Genomic DNA, 19,364 nt, shown 5'->3' on the forward strand with positions numbered 1-19,364 from the left:
GCAGCGAAAGAAAGACACTGGGATCACCGGCGGAGCCGCACCCCAGCGGCAGGGCTCCGAGCGGCCAGGTGCAGGAGGCACCCGACAGCGTCCTCTTGGTTATCCCCGGTGACCACCGACCGCAAACGGCAAGCACCCCGTCCACCACTCATGGTGGCTATGTTCGGCGAGATGCCGCCGTCTCACCTCCTTGCCATAGACCAGGGGACCACCGGCTCCACCGCGTTGGTGCTCGACGGTGACGCCCGCATCGTGGGCCGGGGTTACGCCGAGTTCCCCCAGCACTACCCGCAGCCAGGGTGGGTGGAACACGACCCCGACGACCTCTACGACGTGTCGATGGAGGTCGCCACCTCGGCGCTGGCCGACGCCGGCCTGCGGGCAGGAGACGTGGCCGGGCTGGGGATCACCAACCAGCGCGAGACGACGGTGGTCTGGGACCGCGCGACGGGCCGGCCGCTGGCGCCGGCCATCGTCTGGCAGGACCGGCGCACCGCGGCGATGTGCGCCGAGCTGCGAGCCCAGGGCCTTGAGGGGCTGGTCCGGGAGCGCACCGGGCTGGTCATCGACGCCTACTTCTCCGGGACCAAGCTGGCGTGGCTGCTCGAGAACGTCGACGGGTTGCGGCGTCGGGCCGAGGCCGGCGAGGTGGCCTTCGGGACCGTCGACGCCTGGCTGCTGTACCGCCTCACCGGCGGCTCGGTCCACGCCACCGACGTCACCAACGCCAGCCGCACCATGCTCTTCGACCTGCGGCGCCTCGAGTGGGACGACGAGCTGCTCGCCCACCTGCGCATCCCCCGCCAGGTCCTCCCGGAGGTCCATCCGAGCGCCGCGGTGCACGGCACGACCGTCCCCGCCGCGCTGGGCGGCGAGATTCCCGTCGCCGCGCTCCTCGGTGACCAGCAGGCCGCCCTGTTCGCGCAGGCCTGCTTCGCGCCCGGTCAGACGAAGAACACCTACGGCACCGGGTCGTTCGTCTTGATGCACGCCGGAGGCCAGCCGTTCGTGGAGCAGGAACGGATGCTCTCTACCGTCGCCGCCACGCTGGAGGGCGCGCCGGCGGAGTACGCCCTGGAAGGGTCGATCTTCGTGACCGGATCGGCGGTGCAGTGGATGCGCGACGAGCTGGGGATCATCACCTCCGCGGCGGAGACCGAGGCGATCGCCCGCAGCGTGCCCGACACCGGCGACGTGTGGTTCGTCCCGGCTCTCGCCGGGCTCGGCGCTCCGTACTGGGACCCCTACGCCCGGGGGATGCTCATCGGCATCACCCGAGGCACCTCCAAGGCGCACATCGTGCGGGCGGTGCTTGAGAGCATCGCCTTTTCCACCCGCGACGTCCTCGACGCCATGCAGGCCGACACCGGGATCAGGATCGACGAGCTGCGGGCCGACGGCGGGGCGGTCGCCAACCGGTTCTTGATGCAGCACCAAGCGGACGTGCTCGGGATCCCCGTCGACGTCCCGGCCCAGACCGAGAGCACCTCGCTCGGATCGGGGCTGCTAGCCGGCCTGACGACGGGCGTGTGGGGCAGCCTGGAGGAGCTGGCCGGGGTGCGGACCACCGCGGCGCGCTACGAGCCGGCGATGAGCGCGGATGAGCGCGACGGGCGCTACGCCCGGTGGAGCCAGGCGGTGGCGAGGGCCCGGGACTGGGCGACCGGCAGCTGACGACCGTACCGAACAGTAACGACGGATCGGGTAAACAGGGTTTGGTGAAGACGGCTCCGATCGGTCGCGGAGAGCTGGGACCGGCATCGAGGGCCGAGGCCCTGCGGCGCATGTCCGCCGAGCATCTCGACGTGTTGGTGGTCGGCGGCGGGGTGGTCGGCGCCGGGGCCGCGCTAGACGCGGCCACCCGGGGGCTCAACGTCGGGCTGGTCGAGGCCAGGGACTGGGCGGCGGGGACTTCGAGCCGGTCCAGCAAGCTGATCCACGGCGGTCTGCGCTACCTGGAGATGCTCGATTTCCGCTTGGTGCGCGAGGCGCTAGTCGAGCGGGGGTTGCTGCTCCAGCGCCTCGCCCCTCACCTGGTGACGCCGGTGCCGTTCATCTACCCCCTCCGGGCCCACTGGGAGCGTCCCTACGTCGGCGCCGGCCTGGTCCTCTACGACACGCTGTCAGCGGGAGCGGGATGGGGTCGGGGGCTGCCCCGGCACCAGCACCTGAGCCGTCGGGAAGCGCAGCGGCGCTTCCCGGCGCTGCGCGACGACGCGTTGGTGGGAGCGGTGCAGTACTGGGACGCGCAGGTCGACGACGCCCGCCACACGATGACCGTCGTGCGCACCGCGGCGGCTTACGGGGCGGCGGTCGCCAACCGGGCGCAGCTGACGGACATGGTGAAAGAGGGCGGGGTGGTGGTCGGCGCGGCGGTCAGGGACCTAGAAACCGGCTCCGAGCTGACCGTGCGCGCCCGGCAGGTGATCAACGCGACCGGGGTGTGGACCGACGACACGCAGGCCCTCGCCGACGGGCGCAGCGACATCCACGTCCGGGCTGCCAAAGGGGTCCACCTGGTCGTGCCCCGCGACCGGATCGACGGCGAGGCGGGGCTGATCCTGCGGACCGAGAAGAGCGTCTTGTTCGTGATCCCGTGGGCGGCGCACTGGCTGATCGGGACCACCGACACCGACTGGGCCCTCGACCTGGCCCACCCGGCCGCCAGCGCCGCCGACATCGACTACCTCCTGGAACGAGTCAACCGGGTGCTGCGCACCGGCCTGAGCCGGGAGGACATCGAGGGGGTGTACGCCGGTCTGCGTCCGCTGCTCTCCGGCGAGCAGCGCGAAGCGGGCGAGGCCGCCCCGACCACCAAGATCTCCCGGGAGCACATGGTGTCGCGGGCCGTGCCGGGGCTGGTCGTGGTCGCCGGCGGCAAGTACACGACCTACCGGGTGATGGCCCGCGACGCCGTCGATGCGGCCGCGGCCGGCCTGGGACGCCCGGTCCCGGAGAGCTGCACCGAGCGGGTCCCGCTGCTCGGCGCGGAGGGGTACGCGGCGATGGTCAACTCCCGAGAGCGGCTGGCGACCGCCTCCAGCCTGCCGGTCGCGACCATCGACCACCTCCTCGGGCGGTACGGGTCGCTGATCAGCGAGGTGCTGGCCCTGATCGCGGACCGGCCGGAGCTGGCCGAAGCCCTGCCCGGCGGCCCCGGCTACCTGGCTGCGGAGGTGGTCTACGCGGCGACCGCCGAAGGGGCCCGTCACGTCGAGGACGTGCTGATGCGCCGGACCAGGCTCAGCTTCGAGGGCAGCGACCGGGGGGTGTCCACCGCCCGGCGGGCGGCTGCGCTCATGGGCGAGGTCCTCGGCTGGGACGACGCTCTCCAAGCCCGGGAGGTGGAGTTCTACCTGGGGCAGGTCGAAGCGGAGCGGAGAGCCGAGAAGGCCCCCGACGACCGGGCTGCCGACTCCAGCCGTCTCGAAGCGCCGGACCCGGTCCCGACAGTGCCGCTGCGCCCGTCGGCGCGAAGGGGGTAGAAGCAGCCCGTGCCCTCCGAGCCGACCGACCCGGCGAGCGCGGCGGGGGAGACCGTCGCCGAGCTGCTGGTGCGCTGCCTCGAGCACGAGGGGGTGACCACCGTGTTCGGGATCCCGGGTGAAGAGAACATCCGCTTCACCGACGCGGTCGCCCGCTCCGGTATCCGCTACGTCCTGGTCCGCCACGAGCAGGCCGCGTCTTTCATGGCCGAAATCCACGGCCGGCTCACCGGCAGCGCCGGCGTGTGCTCCGCGACCCTCGGCCCCGGCGCCATCAACCTCCTTCTCGGCGCGGCCGACGCCACGACCAACAGCACTCCGATGGTGGCCATCTCCGCTCAGGTCGGCCTCAACCGGATCTACAAGGAGTCCCACCAAAGCGTCGACCTGGTGTCGATGTTCGCGCCGGTGACCAAGTGGGCGGCGCTGGTCCCCAACCCCGGCGCGGTGCCGGAGATGGTCCGCAAGGCGTTCAAGCTGGCTCACACCGAGCGGCCCGGCGCGGTCTACCTGGCCGTCCCCGAAGACGTCGAGGCGCTCCCCGCGGTGGCCGGGCGCGACCCTCTGCCCCTCAACGTCCCCCGCCCCGACGAGCCGTCCGCCTCGCAGATCCGCCGGGCCTCGGCGCTGCTCGAGCAGGCCGAACGGCCGGTGGTGCTCGCCGGTCACGGCGCGGCGCGCTCGGGCGCCGGCCCCGCTTTGCTGCGGTTCTCCGAGCTGCTCGGCCTGCCGGTCGCCACCACCTTCCACGGGAAGGGGGTGTTCCCCGACGACCATCCCCACGCCCTCGGCGCCGTCGGGTTCATGCGCCACGACTACGCCAACTTCGGGTTCGATCACGCCGATGTCATCATCACCGTCGGCTACGAGCTGCAGGAGTTCGACCCGGTCAGGATCAACCCCCGCGCCGACAAGCAGATCATCCACATCAGCCGCTTCCCTGCCGAAGTCGACAGCCACTACGCGGTCGAGGTCGGGATCCAAGCCGACATCGCCGCGACGCTCGACGCTCTCGGCGCCGCGGTGCGTCGCCGGTTCCAGCTCCGACCCGGCGACGCCAAGATCCGCCGCCTGCTCGCCGACGAACTGGCCCGGGGCGCCAACGATGACAGCTTCCCGCTGAAACCTCAGCGCATCGTGGCGGAAACCCGCGCCGCGCTGGAGCGAAGCGACATCGTCTTGGCCGACACCGGGGCGGTGAAGATGTGGATGGCCCGGCTGTACCCGACGTTCGAGGCGAACACCTGCCTGCTCTCCAACGGGCTGTCGACCATGTCGTTCGCGTTGCCAGGCGCCATCGCCGCCCGCCTGGCCTGCCCCGACCGGCGGGTGCTGGCCGCGGTCGGCGACGGGGCGTTCCTCATGCACTCCCAGGAGATCGAGACCGCCATGCGCGAGGGGGTGGCGATGACGATCCTGATCTGGGTCGACGACGCGTACGGGCTCATCGAGTGGAAGATGGACATGGAGCTCGGCCACTCCACGTCGATCCGCTTCTCCAACCCGGACTTCGTCGCCTACGCCGAGAGCTTCGGGGCGACCGGCTACCGGGTCGAGTCGGCCGACCAGCTGGGCCCGGCGCTTCGCGACGCGCTGGGCGCGGACACGGTGTCGGTCATCGCCTGCCCGGTCGACTACCGGGAGAACCTTCGCCTCACCGACAGCCTCGGCGAGCTGAGCGGACCGTTCTGAGCGTGCTCGGCCTCCCCGATCAGGTAACCGCGTGCCTGTTCGACATGGACGGGGTGCTGACCCAGACCGCCGTCGTCCACGCCGCGGCGTGGAAGCAGGCCTTCGACGAGCTGCTGCGGGCCCGGGCCGAGGATGACGGCACGCCGTTCGTGCCCTTCGACGACCACGACGACTACGACCGCTACGTCGACGGCAAGACCAGAGCCGACGGGATCCGCTCCTTCCTGGCGTCGCGTCACATCACCCTCCCGGAAGGCCAGCCCGACGACCCTCCCGGCACCATCACCGTAAGCGGGCTCGGCAACCGCAAGAATGCGCTGGTCGTGGCCAAGATCCGCACCGACGGCGTCGCCGCCTACGAAGGCTCGATCCGCTACTTGGAGGCCGCCCGCCGGGCCGGGCTGCGCCGGGCGGTGGTGTCGGCCAGCGCCAACGCCGGCGAGGTCCTGGCGTCCGCCGGCCTGGACGACCTGATCGAGGTGCGAGTCGACGGCGTGGTGATCGGGGAGCGGGGTCTGGCCGGCAAGCCGGCCCCCGACACGTACCTGGCGGCAGCGGAGATCCTCGGCGTCGCGCCGGGCGCGGCCGCGGTGTTCGAGGACGCCCTGTCGGGCGTGGAGGCCGGCGCCGCCGGGCACTTCGCGGCGGTGATCGGCGTCGACCGCGTCGGGCAGGCCGACGCGCTCGAGGCCCACGGCGCGACGCGCGTGGTACGCGACCTGGCCGAACTCCTCGACGGCAGCAGCTCCGGGTGAACGGCCACACCGCGCTCACCCTGGAGGACTGGGGTCTTCGCGAGGACGGCCTGGACGTCGCCCGCCTGGCCCAGACCGAGTCGCTCTTCGCCGCCTGCAACGGCCACATCGGCGTGCGGGGGAACCTCGACGAGGGGGAGCCCCACGCCCTTCCCGGCACCTACCTCAACTCCTTCTACGAGGTCAGGCCGCTGCCCTACGCCGAGGGCGGCTACGGCTACCCGGAGGCCGGCCAGACCGTCGTCAACGTCATCGACGCCAAACCGATCCGGCTCCTCGTCGACGACGAGCCCTTCGACTTGCGCTACGGCCACACCGCCTCCCACCAACGCCGCCTCGACATCCGCGCCGGGACCTTGGGGCGCAGCACCGAGTGGACCTCGCCGGGCCGGCGCAGCGTGCGGGTCCGCTCCACCAGGCTGGTCTCGCTTGTGCAGCGAGCGATGCTGGCCATCGAGTGGGAGGTCGAGGTGCTCGACGCCGCCGCTCGGGTGGTGGTGCAGTCGGAGCTGGTCGCCAACGAGGAGATCCCCTCCACCACCCACGATCCGAGGGTGGCCGCCGTGCTGCGCAACCCTCTGCGGGTCCTCGAGAACGAGCACACCAACGCGACGCTGTTCATGCTCGCCGAGACCGCCACCAGCGCCCTGCGGGTCGCGACCATGGCCCACCACCTGTGGGAGGGCCCGGAGGGAACCGAGTTCCGCAGCGACAGCTTCGGAGAGACCGCCCGGGCCAGCTGGATCACCACGTTGGAGCCGGGCCAGACCCTGAAGGTCGTCAAGCTGGTCGCCTACGGGTGGTCCCGCCGGCGCAGCATCCCGGCGCTGCGCGACCAGGTCTCCGCGGCGCTCCTCGCCGCGGAGCACACCGGATGGGAAGGCATGCTCGCGGAGCAGGCCGCCTTCCTCGAGGACTACTGGGATCTGGCCGCGGTCGACATCGAAGGCGACGACCACCTGCAGCGGGCCGTCCGCTTCTCCATGTTCCACGTCTTGCAGTCGGGGGCCCGCAGCGAAGGGCGGGGCATACCAGCCAAGGGGCTCACCGGGCCCGGCTACGACGGTCACAAGTTCTGGGACACCGAGACCTTCGTGCTGCCGGTGCTGACCTACACGATGCCCGAGGCCGCCGGCGACGCCCTGATGTGGCGCCACCGGATCCTCCCCGCGGCGCGCGAGCGCGCCGCGCAGCTGGGGTTGCGAGGCGCGGCGTTCCCGTGGCGGACCATCGGGGGTGCGGAGTGCTCGGCATACTGGCCGGCGGGGACCGCCGCGTTCCACATCGCGGCGGACATCGCCGACGCCGCGACCCGCTACGTCGCGGCGTCCGGTGACGTCGACTGGGAGCGCAAGTACGCGGTGGACATCCTCGTGGAGACCGCCCGGCTGTGGGTGTCCCTCGGCTACTTCGCCCCCGGCGACGGTTTTCGCATCGACGGCGTCACCGGTCCCGACGAGTACAGCGCCGTCGCCGACAACAACGTCTTCACCAACCTCATGGCCAGACGGAACCTGCTGGCCGCCGCCGACGTGGTCGCCCGCCATCCCGGGGTCCGCCCTGATGTGCTCCCCGACGAGGTGACCACATGGCGGCGGGCGGCGGAGGAGATGGCCGTCCCCTTCGACGCCCGTCTCGGGGTCCATCCCCAGGCGGAGGGGTTCACCGACCACGCGGCCTTCGACTTCGCGTCGATGACCGCCGACGACTACCCGCTGCTCCTCCACGTCCCGTACTTCGACCTATACCGCAAGCGGGTCGTCAAGCAGGCCGACTTGGTCCTGGCCCTGCACCTCTGCGGCGACCAGTTCAGCGACGAGGAGAAGGCCGCCGACTTCGCGTACTACGAACCGCTGACGGTCCGAGACTCGTCGCTGTCGGCAACCACACAGGGGATCGTCGCCGCAGAAACCGGCTACTTGGACCTCGCCTACCGCTACACCCGCGAGGCGGCGCTCATGGACGTCGACGACCTGGAGCGCAACACCCGCGACGGCCTGCACATGGCGTCGCTGGCCGGCGCCTGGCTGGTCCCCGTCGCCGGCTTCGGCGGCATGCGCGACCACGGCGGTCGGCTCAGCTTCAAACCCAGGCTCCCCGCCCCGCTGCGCAGCCTCGGCTTCTCGCTCCTGTGGCGGGGCCGGCGGCTTCGCGTCGAGGTCAACCACCACTCCGCCACCTACAGCCTCCACGCCGTCGAGCGCCGCTCGAGCCTCGACGGTGTGCGCCCGGGGGGCACCGACCCGATCGACAGCCTGTCGCTGCTTCACTACGGAGAGGAGGTGACCGTCGGGGTGGGAGAACACCACCGCCTGCCGATCCCCGACATCGTCGAGCGCTCAGGGGTGTCCCAGCCCGAGGGCCGAGGCCCGATGGAGCGGCTGCCTTAACCCGACCGCGGCTGCCCGGCCCGCCGCATCAGCGGCGGACGGCTCACTGCTGGAAGTGCTCCACCGTCGCCTCCGAGCGCGGCGTCGCCGCGTCGGGGTCCTGGCCGGCGTGGCGGCGGGCCCGGCGCTGGCGCAGCAGGTCCCACAGCTGGTCGAGCTGGACCTCCACTTGGTGGAGGCGCTTTTGCTCCTCGGGGGAGAGGCCGACGTCGGCGTGCGACCGCTCGAGGCGGTGCTCCTCGTCGACCAAAGCGTCGATATGGCTCACGATCTCGGCGTCTTTCACGCTCCGGAACCTACCCCTCCCGGCGAGGTTGGCGCGGCCGCGTGCATACACTGCCGTCGCGTCGGGGAACAACCACTCGACGATCCACCACCCCCGTCGCTCGACCGGGGTCAGCAGGGAGGACACGAGCACCAGTGGCGCAAAGCGCAGGGCTGCACGAGGCAGCCGAATTGCTCCAGGCGGCGACCATCGACCGGCACCGGGCCATCGTGTCGCTGCAAGAGGAGCTCGAGGCCGTCGACTGGTACGACCAGCGCGTCGACGCCACCTCCGACCCGGAGCTGGCGGCCGTGTTGGCCCACAACCGAGACGAGGAGAAGGAGCACGCGGTGATGACCCTGGAGTGGTTGCGCCGCCACGACCCCGTCCTCGACGAGCAGCTGCGGACCTACCTGTTCACCACCCTCCCGGTGACCGAGGTCGAAGGCGCCGCCGCTGCTGGCGGGGCGGTCCCCGCGGCCTCCTCGGACGGCTCGCTCGGCCTCGGCGGCCTTCGGGGGGTGGCACAGTGAACCACCTGCTGCGAGAGCTGGCACCGATCAGCGAGGCCGGATGGGCCCAGATAGAGGACGAGGCCAAGACCCGTCTGACCACCTACCTGGCGGCCCGTCGCCTGGTCGACTTCGAAGGCCCCCACGGCTGGACCCACTCCGCCTACAACCTGGGCCGCACCGCCCCCGCTCCGGGTCCCTCCGCCGAGGTGACCGCCGTCACCCGGCTGGTGCAGCCGCTCGTCGAGTTCCGGGCGCCGTTCAGCCTGTCGCGAGCCGAGCTGGCCACCGCCGAGCGGGGCAACGCGTCGGTCGACCTGTCGGCGCTCGAGCACGCGGCCCGGGCCATCGCCCTCGCCGAGAACGGCGCGGTGTTCCACGGCTACGGGCCGGGCGGGATCACCGGCATCACCGGCAACCTGTCCCACGACGCGATCCACGCCGGGAGCGCCTCCGACGGCGACGGTTGGGCGCAGTTCCCCAAGGCCGTCGCCACCGGCGTAGAGCGGCTGCTCCTCGCCGGCATCGGCGGCCCTTACGCGCTGGCGCTCGGAGACCAGACCTGGGTGGCGGTCGCCGAGGCCACCGAGCGAGGCAGCACCCTCTTCGACCACCTGAGCCGTATCGTCAGCGGGCCGATCGTGTGGGCTCCAGGCATCGAGGGCGCCCTGGTGGTCAGCCAGCGAGGCGGGGACTTCGTGCTGTCGGTCGGCCAGGACCTCTCCATCGGCTACAGCCACCACGACGCCGAAACGGTGACCCTCTACTTCGAGGAGAGCTTCACCTTCACCGTGTTGGAGGAGGACGCCGCGGTCCACCTGGTGTCCTGAGCGGACCCGCCCGCCGCCGCTCAGGGTCGAACCGCCGCCATCGTGGTGGTGTCAGTACCCGGTTACCGCGTCCCGCTTCCCTTGTCGCGGTGACGTTGGTCACATCACACCGATGTCGGCATAAAACCGGCCTGGGCCGGGTTGGACCCGAGTGCGATGAACTCCAACGACACACGACGGGCGGCACGGACCGCCACCGGGGCGGCCCCGGACCTGCTCGGTCTCTACCTGGACGAGGCGGGCAGCTTCCCGCTGCTCTCCAAAGCCGACGAGATGGAGCTCGGGCAGATCATCCAGGAAGGGCAGGCGGCCGCGGAGCGGCTGGCCAGCGGCGACAAGCTGACCGCACGGCAAAAGCGCGACCTGCGCCGCCAGGTCAGCGACGCCGAGGCCGCGTCGGCCCGCTTCATCAACGCCAACCTTCGGCTGGTCGTCTCCGTCGCCCGCAAGTACCAGTGGTCCGGGCTGCCGATGGGTGACTTGATCCAAGAGGGCAACCTCGGCCTCATCCACGCGGTGGAGAAGTTCGACTGGCGCAAGGGCTTCAAGTTCTCGACCTACGCCACGTGGTGGATCCGCCAGGCGATCGGCCGGGCGATCGAAAACACTGCGCACACCGTGCGGGTCCCCGCCCATGTGGGCGACGAGATCCGCCGGGCCCGGCGGATGCAAAGCGAGCTGGAAGCCAAGCAGGGTCGTCCCGCGACCCTCGCCGAGCTGGCCGAGGCCCTCGAGACCACCGAAGCGCAGCTGGCCGAATTGTTCCGCTACGACGCCGACCCGATGAGCCTCGACGTGGCGGTCGGCGAGGACGGCGACACCAGCCTCGGTGACTTGGTCGTCAACCACTCCGCCGAGTCGCCTTTCGAGGCGGTCGCCGGGTCGCTGCTGCCGGCCCAAGTCGAGTCGTTCCTGTCCCACCTGGGCGACGACGAGCGCCGAGTGCTGTGGCTGCGCTACGGCCTGGACCGGGGCGAACCCCGCACCCAGGGCGAGGTGGGCGAGCTGCTGGCGCTCTCCGCGGAGCGGGTCCGGCGCATCGAACGCGACGCCCTGGGCAAGCTCCGCCGCCAGCTGGTGGGCAGCGACGCCCACGACCTCCTGGCCAGCTGATGTGCGGCCGCCGGGGCTAGGCGGTCACTAGCGTGGGGCCGGTGACCGCCCCCCGCCTCCGCATCGCCCCGTCCCCGACCGGGTACTTCCACATCGGGACGGCCCGCACCGCGCTGTTCAACTGGCTCTACGCCCGCCAGCAGGGCGGCACGTTCGTGCTCCGCATCGAGGACACCGACCGGGCCCGCAACCGCGACGAGCACATCGCCGGCATTGAGGCTGCGCTGCGCTGGCTGGGACTGGACTGGGATGAAGGCCCCTACTTCCAGTCTCAGCGAGGCGGGCTGTACGCGTCGGCGATCGAGAAGCTCCTGGCGGACGGCAAGGCCTACGCCTGCGACTGCACCCCCGAGGACGTGCAGGCCCGGGCCAAAGCCAGGGGCGACAAGACGCCTGGCTACGACGGGTTCTGCCGGGACCGGGGCCTGGAAGCGACCTCCGGGCGGGTGGTCCGTCTGCGCACCCCCGACGAGGGGGAGAGCGCCTACGACGACTTGGTGTACGGCAGGGTGGCCAAACCCATGGTCAACGTGTTGGACCTGGCCATCCGCAAGTCCAACGGTGACCCCCTGTTCCTCCTCGCCAACGTCGTGGACGACGCCGACATGGCCATCAGCCACGTCGTGCGGGGCAGTGACCACATGGACAACACCCACAGCTACCTCCTCATCTGGGAGGCGCTCGGGTACGGCCCGCGCCCGGTGTTCGCCCATCTGCCGCTCATCAACAACGACGCCGGCAAAAAGCTGTCCAAGCGCAGGGACAAGGTGGCCGTGGAGGACTACCGCGACGCCGGCTACCTGCCGGAGGCGGTCCGCAACTACCTGGCCCTCCTCGGGTGGGCTCCCGGCGACGACCGGGAGATCCTGACCGTGGAACAGATGGTCGCCGAGTTCCGCCTGGAGGACGTCAAGCGTGCTCCGGCCACCTTCGACGAGCGCAAGATGCAGTCGGTCAACGCCGAGTACCTCCGGGCCCTCCCCGTCGAGGTGTTCGTCGAGCGGGCCCAGGGGTGGCTGCGGGACCGGTGGGCGCCGCTCGGCGCCGAGGTCCAAGAACGGGCCCGGACCCTCGGCGAGGCGGTCGCCATGGCAGACTTCTTGTTCCTACCGGAGCCGCACATGGACGAGAAGGAGTGGGCCAAGGAGGTAGCCAAGCAGCCGGCGCTGGCGGCCATCCTCGACGGCGCCATCGCCCGCTACCCCGAGGTGGAGTGGACCGCCGACGCCTTGAAGGACGCCACCGCGGCCGTCGGGGAGGAGGCCGGCGTCGCGCAGCTCGGCAAGGCCCAGGCCCCGATCCGGCTGGCTGTCAGCGGAAGACGGGTCGGGCCGCCGCTGTTCGAGTCCCTCGCCGTCCTCGGCCTAGACCGCACGCTGGCGCGTCTCCGCTCCGCCCGGGCCCGGCTGGAGCCGTGACTGCCGGCTCGGGCCGAGCACGGTCGGCGGACGCAGGGCGTCCCCGGCGGTGCTAGGGCTCGTCGGCGCCCCGATCCGGGTTGCGCTGCGGGTTGTCCTGCTGCTCCTGGCAGCGGTGATCGTCTACCTGACGGTCACCGTCTTCCAGGTGTGGCACGCATCCCGTCGCGACCAGGCTCGCCCGGCGTCGGCCATCGTCGTGCTCGGCGCTGCCCAATACAACGGGGTCCCTTCCCCCGACCTGGCCGCCCGCCTCGACCACGCCCTCGGGCTGTGGAGGCGCCGGCTGGCGACGACGATCGTGGTTACCGGCGGCAAGGCCCCCGGTGACGCCTTCACCGAGGCCACCGCCGGCGCGAACTACCTGATGGCCCACGGCGTGCCGCAGGCGTCGATCTTGGGGGAGGTCGGGGGCCGCGACAGCTGGGAGTCGCTGGAGTCGGCCGCGGCGATCCTTCGCCAGCGCGGCGATCGCAGCGTCTTGCTGGTATCGGATCCGTTCCACGACGAGCGGATCTCGCTCATGTCCTCGGAGCTCGGCCTCGAGCCTTATGTCTCCCCGACGCGCACCTCGCCGATCAAGGGGAGCGCCACCATCCCGTACTTCGCCAAGGAGAGCGTCGAGGTGGCGGTCGGGCGGATCATCGGTTTTCGCCGGCTGGTGAGCATCGAGCAGCGCGTCGGCTAGAGTGCTCGTGCCCTTCGGGGGTGGTGTAATCGGCAACACAACAGGTTCTGGCCCTGTCATTGGGGGTTCGAGTCCTCCCCCCCGAGCAGCGAAACGACTAAGCCCCGGGCCAGCGGCCCGGGGCTTGGTCGTCTGGGGACTTCGATGTCGGGGCGGGCCTCGGTGGATCCCGCGGAATGCTGGGCGGTGGGCGGTGTTGGCACTCGGGCACCCCACAAATCGGAGAGACACATGAAGATCGGCATCATCGGCGCCGGCAACATCGGTGGCAACCTGACCCGGCGGCTGACCGCCCTCGGCCACGACGTCAGCGTGGCCAACTCCCGGGGGCCTGAGACCCTCGCCGACCTGGCAGCGGAGACCGGCGCCAAGGCGGTGCCGGCTACCGAGGCCGCCCAGGGGGCTGACATCGTGGTGGTCACCATCCCCGAGAAGCGGATCCCGGACCTCCCCGCCGGCATCCTCGACGGCGCCGGCCCCGACGCGGCGATCGTCGACACCGGCAACTACTACCCCCAGCAGCGCGACGGGCGCATCGACGCCATCGAGGCGGGTCTCACCGAGAGCCAGTGGGTGGAGCAGCACCTCGGCCGCCCGGTCGTCAAGGCCTTCAACGGCATCTACGCCGCGCACCTCCTGGAGAAGCACCAGCCGGCGGGGACGCCGGGGCGCATGGCGCTCCCGGTAGCCGGAGACGACCCGGCCGCCAAGGCCAAGGTGATGGCCCTCATCGATGAGCTGGGCTTCGATCCCGTCGACGCCGGCAGCCTGGCCGAGTCGTGGCGCCAGCAGCCCGGCACCCCGGTCTACGGGGCGCAGACCGACGCGGACGGCGTACGCGCCGCCCTCGCCGAGGCCAGCCCGCAGCGCCCGAGCGAGTTCACCGCCTGATCCCTGAGCGGACCTGTGTCCGGCGCCGCTGTTTCGCGGCCACCGTGATGGGAAGCCCTGCATCGTGCCGGAGGCGACAGCCCCGGCGGTGCAGGGCTCAGGTCATCAAGGAGGCCAGATCATGAAGGCAGTCGTCTACAGAGGACCGTTCAAGGTCGCGCTCGAGGAGGTCGCCGACCCGAAGATCCAGGAGCCGACCGACGCCATTGTGCGCATCACGACCACCAACATCTGCGGGTCCGACCTGCACATGTACGAGGGGCGGACGTCGGTGGAGGAGGGCAAGGTCCTCGGCCACGAGAACATGGGCATCGTCGAGGAGGTCGGCGCAGGTGTACGCACGGTGAAGGTCGGCGACCGGGTGTCGGTGCCGTTCAACATCGCGTGCGGGTCGTGCCGTAACTGCCAGCAGGGATGGACGTCGTTCTGCCTGACCATGAACCCGACCGAGGGAATGGACGGCGCCGCCTACGGCTACGCCAACATGGGCCCCTACGACGGCGGACAGGCCGAGTACCTGCGGGTCCCGGTGGCCGACTTCAACCTCTTGGAGCTCCCCGAGGGCGACCAGTTCGAGCTCGACTTCACGATGCTGTCGGACATCTTCCCGACGGGCTGGCACGGCACGGTCCTCGCCGGCGTCGAGCCAGGCGACAGCGTCGTGGTCTACGGCGCCGGCCCCGTCGGGCTGCTCGCCGCCCACAGCGCCGTCATCCAGGGCGCCCGGCGGGTGTTCGTGGTTGACCAACAAGGCGACCGGCTGTCGCTGGCCGCCAAGTTCGGCGCGGAGCCGATCGATTTCTCGAAGGGTGACCCCGTCGAGCAGCTCACCGACCTCAACGGCGGCCCGGCGGACCGGGGCGTCGAGGCGGTTGGCTACCAGGCCCATGACCACAGCGGGCAGGAGCACCCCGAGCTGGTGCTCGACAACCTGGTCAAGTCGGTGCGCTCCACCGGCGGGATCGGCGTGGTCGGCGTGTACATGCCCGAGGATCCCGGCGCGGCGACCGAGCAGGCGAAGCAGGGCCGGATCGGCTGGGACTACGGCACGTTCTTCACCAAGGGCCAGTCCATGGGGACCGGGCAGGCGCCGGTGAAGCGCTACAACCGCCAGCTGCGGGACCTGATCATCGCCGGGCGGGCCCACCCGTCGCTTCTCGTGTCCCACGAGCTGTCGCTGTCGGACGCGGCCAGCGGCTACGACCACTTCGACAAGCGAGAGGACGGCTGGACCAAGGTGCTCCTCCACCCCTCGGCGTGACGCCGGCCGCCTCCGCCGGCTGCCGGCGAGCTCAGCCGTTGGCCAGCTGGCGGAGGCGGGCCAAGGCCCGGCCCAAGATCCGCGACACCTGCATCTGGCTGACGCCCACCCCGTCGCCGATCTGGCGTTGGGTCTGCCCGAGCAGGAAATACCGGGTGAGCACGTCTCGGTCTCTCGGGTCCATGCCCGCCATGATCGTCCGTAGGGTCTCGCGCTCCACGGTCCGCTCGAAGCCCGGGTCGTCGTCGGCGGGCTCGCCTTGGGAGTCGTCGCCGCTGGCGTCCGTGCCGGGTAGCGGAGCCGAGCGCATCTCCCTTCCGGCCTCCATGGCCTCGAGGACCTTCTCTTCGCTCGACCCGAGGGCCGTGGCGACCTCGGCGACAGTCGGCGGCCGGCCGAGGCGTTGCTCGAGGTCGGCGTTGGCGTGCTTGGTCGCCAGGTACAGCTCCTGGGTCCGCCGGGACACGTGCATCGACCAGCTGTGGTCCCGGAAGTGGCGCTTCAGCGCCCCCAGGACGCTGACGGTGGCGTAGGTGGAGAACGCCACGCCCTGCTCCGGGTCGAACCGGCGGGCGGCCTCGCTCAGCTCAAGGTACGCGACCTGCTGCAGGTCGCCCAACGACTCGCCTCGCTCCGCGAAGCGCCTGGCCAGGGACCGGGCCAGGACCAGGTGCTCTTCGACCAGCCGTCGCTGCGACGCGGACAGGGCATCGGGGCAACAGTGCCGGTCGGTGCGACCGGACCGGTCGGCGGCCGCAGTGCTCACCGTCGGCGGGCTCCCTCTGATGCTCGAACTCCGTGGCATTTGCGCCGCAACCTCCGAGTGTTGCCGAGGCCTTGGCCCGACGAATTAGATCAAACCGTCGCGGCGCCATCGTGGGCGAAGCGCTCGCGGGGACGACAAGAATTGTCCCCGCTCGGAGCGCCGCCTAAAGCCCGTTTGGCCTGCGATTATCGGCACCTGTGTTGCGTCTCACACAACAGCCTCGGCTGGTCAGCGGCCGGGGGTGACCGCTCCCAGATCGGGCCACGCCGATGCCAGCGACGCCAGCAGCTCGCGTACCGGCTCGCGCCACACCGGCGGAGCGGACTCCCAGTCGAACTGCGGTCCGACCACGTTCTCTGCCAGCGGCCGCTCCGGTATGACGACCACGTCGCGCACGGCGAGGGCGGCGCGTACCGCGTCGAGGTCGACCCGGCTGCCCCTCCTCGGCATCTTGTTGGCGGCCAGCCACACCGGGGTGGCCGGCGGGAGGTAGCCGGCCGCCCCTACCACCAGCCGAGCGGTGTCCGCGGAGCTGTCGGTGACTAGGACGATCTCCGTTGCGGCGCCGAGAGCGGCTCGCACCGGCGGGTCGAGGAACCCGGTACCGCAGTCGAGGAGGATGATCCCGGCATAGGCCTGGAGCCGCCTGATCAGATCTTGGTACAAGCCCAGATCGGCCGCGGCGATCATCCGGTCGGGATCCCCGGTGGGGGAGGCGACGAAGCGCACGCCGTGGGGGCCGATACCGAGGTGCTGGTTGAGCTCCGCCGGCGTGACCTGACCTCGCTGCGCCAGGTATGCCTGAAGCTCGTCGGTACGCGCGCCGCGGTTGGCGCTCGGCGGCGACAGCTTGTCCGCCAGGTTCCCGAAGTCCGGGTTGGCGTCGACGCAGATGACCGGGTCGGTGCGCAGCTCGGCGAGGAGGGTGCCCATGAGCGCGGTGATGGTGGACTTGCCGACACCGCCCTTGGGTGAGACCACCGCGATCACCGACGTGCGGGCCAGCGGCGCGGTGCGGACGACCGACTCCAGCTGGCGGATCCGGTCCGTCTCCTCCATGGCTGTCCGCCACCGGCGTATCGCGGTCTGCTTCTCGGGAAGGGCGAAGGCCTCGGTGGTGGGGGCGGCCGGGCGCCGCATCGCTGCCCGGGCGGCATGCATCCGCCGTCGTAGGCCGCCGGCGGCGGGTGGCGCAGCAAAGGCGGGGTCGTGGCCGCCCGACGGGCGCGGCGCGCCCGGCCACGCCGAGCCGGGGCCGTCGCTGGAGGACGCTGCTCGCGCCGCCTCAGCCGCACCCGCCGCCGACGCCGCCCGCGAGGCCGGTGGCGCCGGCGCCGGGGACGTGGCCGCCGGTGCCGTCCCTAGCGCCGCCTCCAGCTCAGCGGCTGTCTCGGTTGCGGCCGGCGCCCCCAGCCCAGCGGCGGTCGCTGCCGGCGCCCCCAGCCCAGCGGCGGTGGTTCCCGGCGCCGGCGGGACCGTCGGGGGCGCCTCCGCCTCCTGCGCCTCCACCGTCACCGGCGGCGTCGACGCATCCACCTCCACCGTGACGGGCACCGGCGGGGGCGCGAGGGTGGCCGGCGTCGAATCGGCCGACGCCCGGGGCGGCGGAGCGGCGGTGAGCGGCTGGCGGCTGGCCACCAACCGGAGCCGGCTGCCGTAACCGATGCGGTGGGACGCGAGGGTGTCGTCGGGCCCGATGACCGCCGAGGTGGCCAGGTCGACCAGCGCCGCCTCCCCGGCGTCGAGAGTGGAACACTGCTTGGCCCACGAACCCAGGTGGGCGCCGATGGGGCTGTCGGCGTCCACCCGGACGGTCAGCTCGCCCAGCTCTCCGGCGACGGTGACGGTGACCAGACCCATCTCAGTCCTCCGATCCCGCCGGCGCCCAGCCGGCGACCCCGCCGCCGGCGAGCAGCAGGTCGTAGGTGGCGACCGCGGTGGCCGGGGTCGCCTCGACCGACACCGGGGCCGCGGCCGCCTGCTGGGCGGCTCGCAGCGCCGCCGCGGCACCGGCCGAGGCGGTCTGGGCGTTCGCGACGGCGGCGGTGTCGGCGGGGAGGGCCGCCGCCGCGGCGGCCGACGGCGGCGTCGGCGGGTTCGCCGCCGCCAGGGCTTGGTCGGCGTTCAGCTTCGCGGTGGCCGCCCCGACCGCCGCTTGGGCCGCCTGGGCCTGGCTCTGCGCGCCCGCCAGCGCGGCCTTGGCCTTGGTCGCCGCGGCGGCCGAGGCGGCCAGGCGGGCGGCCTCGGCCGTTCCTGGGGCGTCCGAGCGCAGCCGGACGGCGACCCGCTCGACACGGAACCCTTTGGAGGTCGTGGCCTGCCCGAGGACCTGCGGCGCTGCGGTGGTCCCAAGCTGGGTCAGCCCGGTGAGCGTCCCCCGCGGCCCTAACAGCTGCGTCGCCCAGGCCTCGACTGCCGGCGTGGCCGAGCCGCCATCGGGCGCGGGTTGGAGGCGAGCGGGAAGGGCCGGCACGGCGAGGCCTCCGGCGGGTGGGAGGCCGCCGGCGGTGGGCGGGAAGGCCAGAGCCCCGTGCACGGTCACCGCGGTCAGGCTGAAGGGGCCGAGGCCCGGCCCGGTCACTACCAGGACCACCGTCCGGCGGTCGCCGGCGCTCCACCAGCCGACAGGCCTGACCGCGGTCCCTGCCGGCAGCGCACCGCTGCGGTCGAGCGACGTGCGCACGCCCGCCGCGAGCCGTCCCGTGAAGCCGGCCGCGGACACCCAGGCGCTCGCGGCGCGAAGCGCGACGGGGTCGGGACCGGGCGAAGCCGGGGAGCTGCCCGAGTCGAATACCAGGGCGCCGCCCCCGAAACCGATGGCGGCTGCCCCCACCACCGCGGCGACCGCTGCCGGCGGCAGGCGGCGGGCGCCCGTCGCCGCCCGCCCGGGGCGCCCGGCGGGCAGGCCGGGTGCCAGCTGCGAGCGGAGCACACCGCCTCGCGACGCCGGCGCGTCGTCGTCGATGCCGGCGACGATCACCGTCGCGCCGACCGCGATCCCGGCCGCCTCCAGGCTCCTGTCAGGCGGGATCGGCGTCCCGTCCGCCAGCAGGACGTCTCCCACGACGGCAACGCCGACCGCGGCCCCGAGGGACGAGGCCACTTCGCGGGCCGGGGCGTCGCCGGGGACGGTGACGACAGCCCGGGCGCCCGAACCGGCAGCCACGCAGGTCAGCTGCAGCAGGGCGCTCTCTTCGCCGGTGCCGGCCTCGACCCCGGCGGGGACGCTCTCGTACGCCATGGCTCTCCTCGTCGAACCGACCCGAAACCCAACCCAGCCCAACCCCAACCCGATCTC

Annotated in this window: 16 protein-coding genes and 1 tRNA gene; 13 read left to right on the top strand and 4 right to left on the bottom strand. The window is 72.1% G+C overall.

What is annotated here, in order from left to right; genetic code table 11:
* Nucleotides 1-171 precede the first annotated feature (171 nt).
* From glpK to K6U06_RS08120, 5 genes are all read left to right on the top strand, one after another.
* Nucleotides 172-1,674, top strand: coding sequence for a glycerol kinase GlpK (gene glpK, locus K6U06_RS08100; RefSeq protein WP_262321415.1), 1,503 nt, complete (start codon nucleotides 172-174; stop codon nucleotides 1,672-1,674).
* Nucleotides 1,675-1,784: 110 nt separating this feature from the next.
* Nucleotides 1,785-3,485 (top strand): glycerol-3-phosphate dehydrogenase/oxidase, encoded by a 1,701-nt coding sequence (locus K6U06_RS08105; protein ID WP_410051009.1) that lies wholly within the window; start codon nucleotides 1,785-1,787, stop codon nucleotides 3,483-3,485.
* A gap of 9 nt (nucleotides 3,486-3,494) precedes the next feature.
* Nucleotides 3,495-5,177 carry an acetolactate synthase large subunit gene (locus K6U06_RS08110; RefSeq protein WP_262321417.1) on the top strand — a complete coding sequence of 561 codons (1,683 nt, stop codon included), beginning with the start codon at nucleotides 3,495-3,497 and terminating at the stop codon, nucleotides 5,175-5,177.
* A 2-nt stretch (nucleotides 5,178-5,179) separates the two neighbouring features.
* A complete protein-coding gene (locus tag K6U06_RS08115; protein ID WP_262321418.1) occupies nucleotides 5,180-5,932 on the top strand; it encodes a beta-phosphoglucomutase family hydrolase in 753 nt (250 codons plus the stop codon).
* On the top strand, nucleotides 5,929-8,322 hold the full coding sequence (locus tag K6U06_RS08120) for a glycoside hydrolase family 65 protein (RefSeq protein ID WP_262321419.1): 2,394 nt from the start codon (nucleotides 5,929-5,931) through the stop codon (nucleotides 8,320-8,322). The genes K6U06_RS08115 and K6U06_RS08120 overlap by 4 nt, the downstream gene beginning before the upstream one ends.
* A gap of 43 nt (nucleotides 8,323-8,365) precedes the next feature.
* Here the strand turns inward: K6U06_RS08120 and K6U06_RS08125 are convergent, their stop codons facing one another.
* Complete coding sequence (locus K6U06_RS08125) at nucleotides 8,366-8,608, bottom strand: DUF2630 family protein (protein WP_262321420.1); 243 nt, start codon at nucleotides 8,606-8,608, stop codon at nucleotides 8,366-8,368.
* 134 nt (nucleotides 8,609-8,742) lie between these two features.
* Here K6U06_RS08125 and K6U06_RS08130 point away from each other — a divergent pair, with 134 nt between their 5' ends.
* The 8 genes from K6U06_RS08130 (at nucleotide 8,743) to K6U06_RS08165 (ending at nucleotide 15,300) form a co-directional block, all read left to right on the top strand.
* Nucleotides 8,743-9,120 (top strand): ferritin-like domain-containing protein, encoded by a 378-nt coding sequence (locus tag K6U06_RS08130; RefSeq protein ID WP_262321421.1) that lies wholly within the window; start codon nucleotides 8,743-8,745, stop codon nucleotides 9,118-9,120.
* Nucleotides 9,117-9,929, top strand: coding sequence for a family 1 encapsulin nanocompartment shell protein (locus tag K6U06_RS08135; RefSeq protein ID WP_262321422.1), 813 nt, complete (start codon nucleotides 9,117-9,119; stop codon nucleotides 9,927-9,929). Before K6U06_RS08130 ends, K6U06_RS08135 begins: the two co-directional genes overlap by 4 nt.
* Before the next feature lie 156 nt (nucleotides 9,930-10,085).
* Complete coding sequence (locus K6U06_RS08140; protein ID WP_262321423.1) at nucleotides 10,086-11,042, top strand: RNA polymerase sigma factor RpoD/SigA; 957 nt, start codon at nucleotides 10,086-10,088, stop codon at nucleotides 11,040-11,042.
* 41 nt (nucleotides 11,043-11,083) lie between these two features.
* A complete protein-coding gene (gene gltX, locus K6U06_RS08145) occupies nucleotides 11,084-12,460 on the top strand; it encodes a glutamate--tRNA ligase (protein ID WP_262321424.1) in 1,377 nt (458 codons plus the stop codon).
* Between the two features lie 49 nt (nucleotides 12,461-12,509).
* Nucleotides 12,510-13,148, top strand: coding sequence for a YdcF family protein (locus tag K6U06_RS08150; RefSeq protein WP_262321425.1), 639 nt, complete (start codon nucleotides 12,510-12,512; stop codon nucleotides 13,146-13,148).
* A 14-nt stretch (nucleotides 13,149-13,162) separates the two neighbouring features.
* Nucleotides 13,163-13,234 (top strand) — tRNA-Gln (locus K6U06_RS08155).
* Between the two features lie 58 nt (nucleotides 13,235-13,292).
* Entirely contained in the window at nucleotides 13,293-14,039 is a 747-nt protein-coding gene (locus K6U06_RS08160; RefSeq protein ID WP_262321426.1) for an NADPH-dependent F420 reductase, read from the top strand.
* Between the two features lie 121 nt (nucleotides 14,040-14,160).
* A complete protein-coding gene (locus K6U06_RS08165; RefSeq protein ID WP_262321427.1) occupies nucleotides 14,161-15,300 on the top strand; it encodes a glutathione-independent formaldehyde dehydrogenase in 1,140 nt (379 codons plus the stop codon).
* Between the two features lie 31 nt (nucleotides 15,301-15,331).
* Here K6U06_RS08165 and K6U06_RS08170 read toward each other — a convergent pair whose 3' ends face one another.
* The 3 genes from K6U06_RS08170 to K6U06_RS08180 all read right to left on the bottom strand — a co-directional run bounded on the left by K6U06_RS08170 (nucleotide 15,332) and on the right by K6U06_RS08180 (nucleotide 19,307).
* Nucleotides 15,332-16,066 (bottom strand): sigma-70 family RNA polymerase sigma factor, encoded by a 735-nt coding sequence (locus tag K6U06_RS08170; RefSeq protein ID WP_262321428.1) that lies wholly within the window; start codon nucleotides 16,064-16,066, stop codon nucleotides 15,332-15,334.
* Between the two features lie 228 nt (nucleotides 16,067-16,294).
* Nucleotides 16,295-17,926, bottom strand: a complete 1,632-nt coding sequence (locus K6U06_RS08175) for a MinD/ParA family protein (protein ID WP_262321429.1) — start codon at nucleotides 17,924-17,926, stop codon at nucleotides 16,295-16,297.
* Nucleotide 17,927: 1 nt separating this feature from the next.
* Nucleotides 17,928-19,307, bottom strand: a complete 1,380-nt coding sequence (locus tag K6U06_RS08180) for a hypothetical protein (RefSeq protein WP_262321430.1) — start codon at nucleotides 19,305-19,307, stop codon at nucleotides 17,928-17,930.
* Nucleotides 19,308-19,364 lie beyond the last annotated feature (57 nt).

Source organism: Acidiferrimicrobium sp. IK, assembly GCF_025499425.1.
Lineage (GTDB): Bacteria > Actinomycetota > Acidimicrobiia > Acidimicrobiales > Palsa-688 > Acidiferrimicrobium.

Excerpts from the sequence above, each read along its gene's own strand:
- K6U06_RS08140 (WP_262321423.1), top strand. The coding sequence starts at position 10,086 with ATGAACTCCAACGACACACGACGGGCGGCACGGACCGCCACCGGGGCG.
- K6U06_RS08175 (WP_262321429.1), bottom strand. The coding sequence starts at position 17,926 with ATGGGTCTGGTCACCGTCACCGTCGCCGGAGAGCTGGGCGAGCTGACC.
- K6U06_RS08165 (WP_262321427.1), top strand. The coding sequence starts at position 14,161 with ATGAAGGCAGTCGTCTACAGAGGACCGTTCAAGGTCGCGCTCGAGGAG.
- glpK (WP_262321415.1), top strand. The coding sequence starts at position 172 with ATGCCGCCGTCTCACCTCCTTGCCATAGACCAGGGGACCACCGGCTCC.
- K6U06_RS08105 (WP_410051009.1), top strand. The coding sequence starts at position 1,785 with ATGTCCGCCGAGCATCTCGACGTGTTGGTGGTCGGCGGCGGGGTGGTC.
- K6U06_RS08160 (WP_262321426.1), top strand. The coding sequence starts at position 13,293 with ATGTCGGGGCGGGCCTCGGTGGATCCCGCGGAATGCTGGGCGGTGGGC.
- K6U06_RS08180 (WP_262321430.1), bottom strand. The coding sequence starts at position 19,307 with ATGGCGTACGAGAGCGTCCCCGCCGGGGTCGAGGCCGGCACCGGCGAA.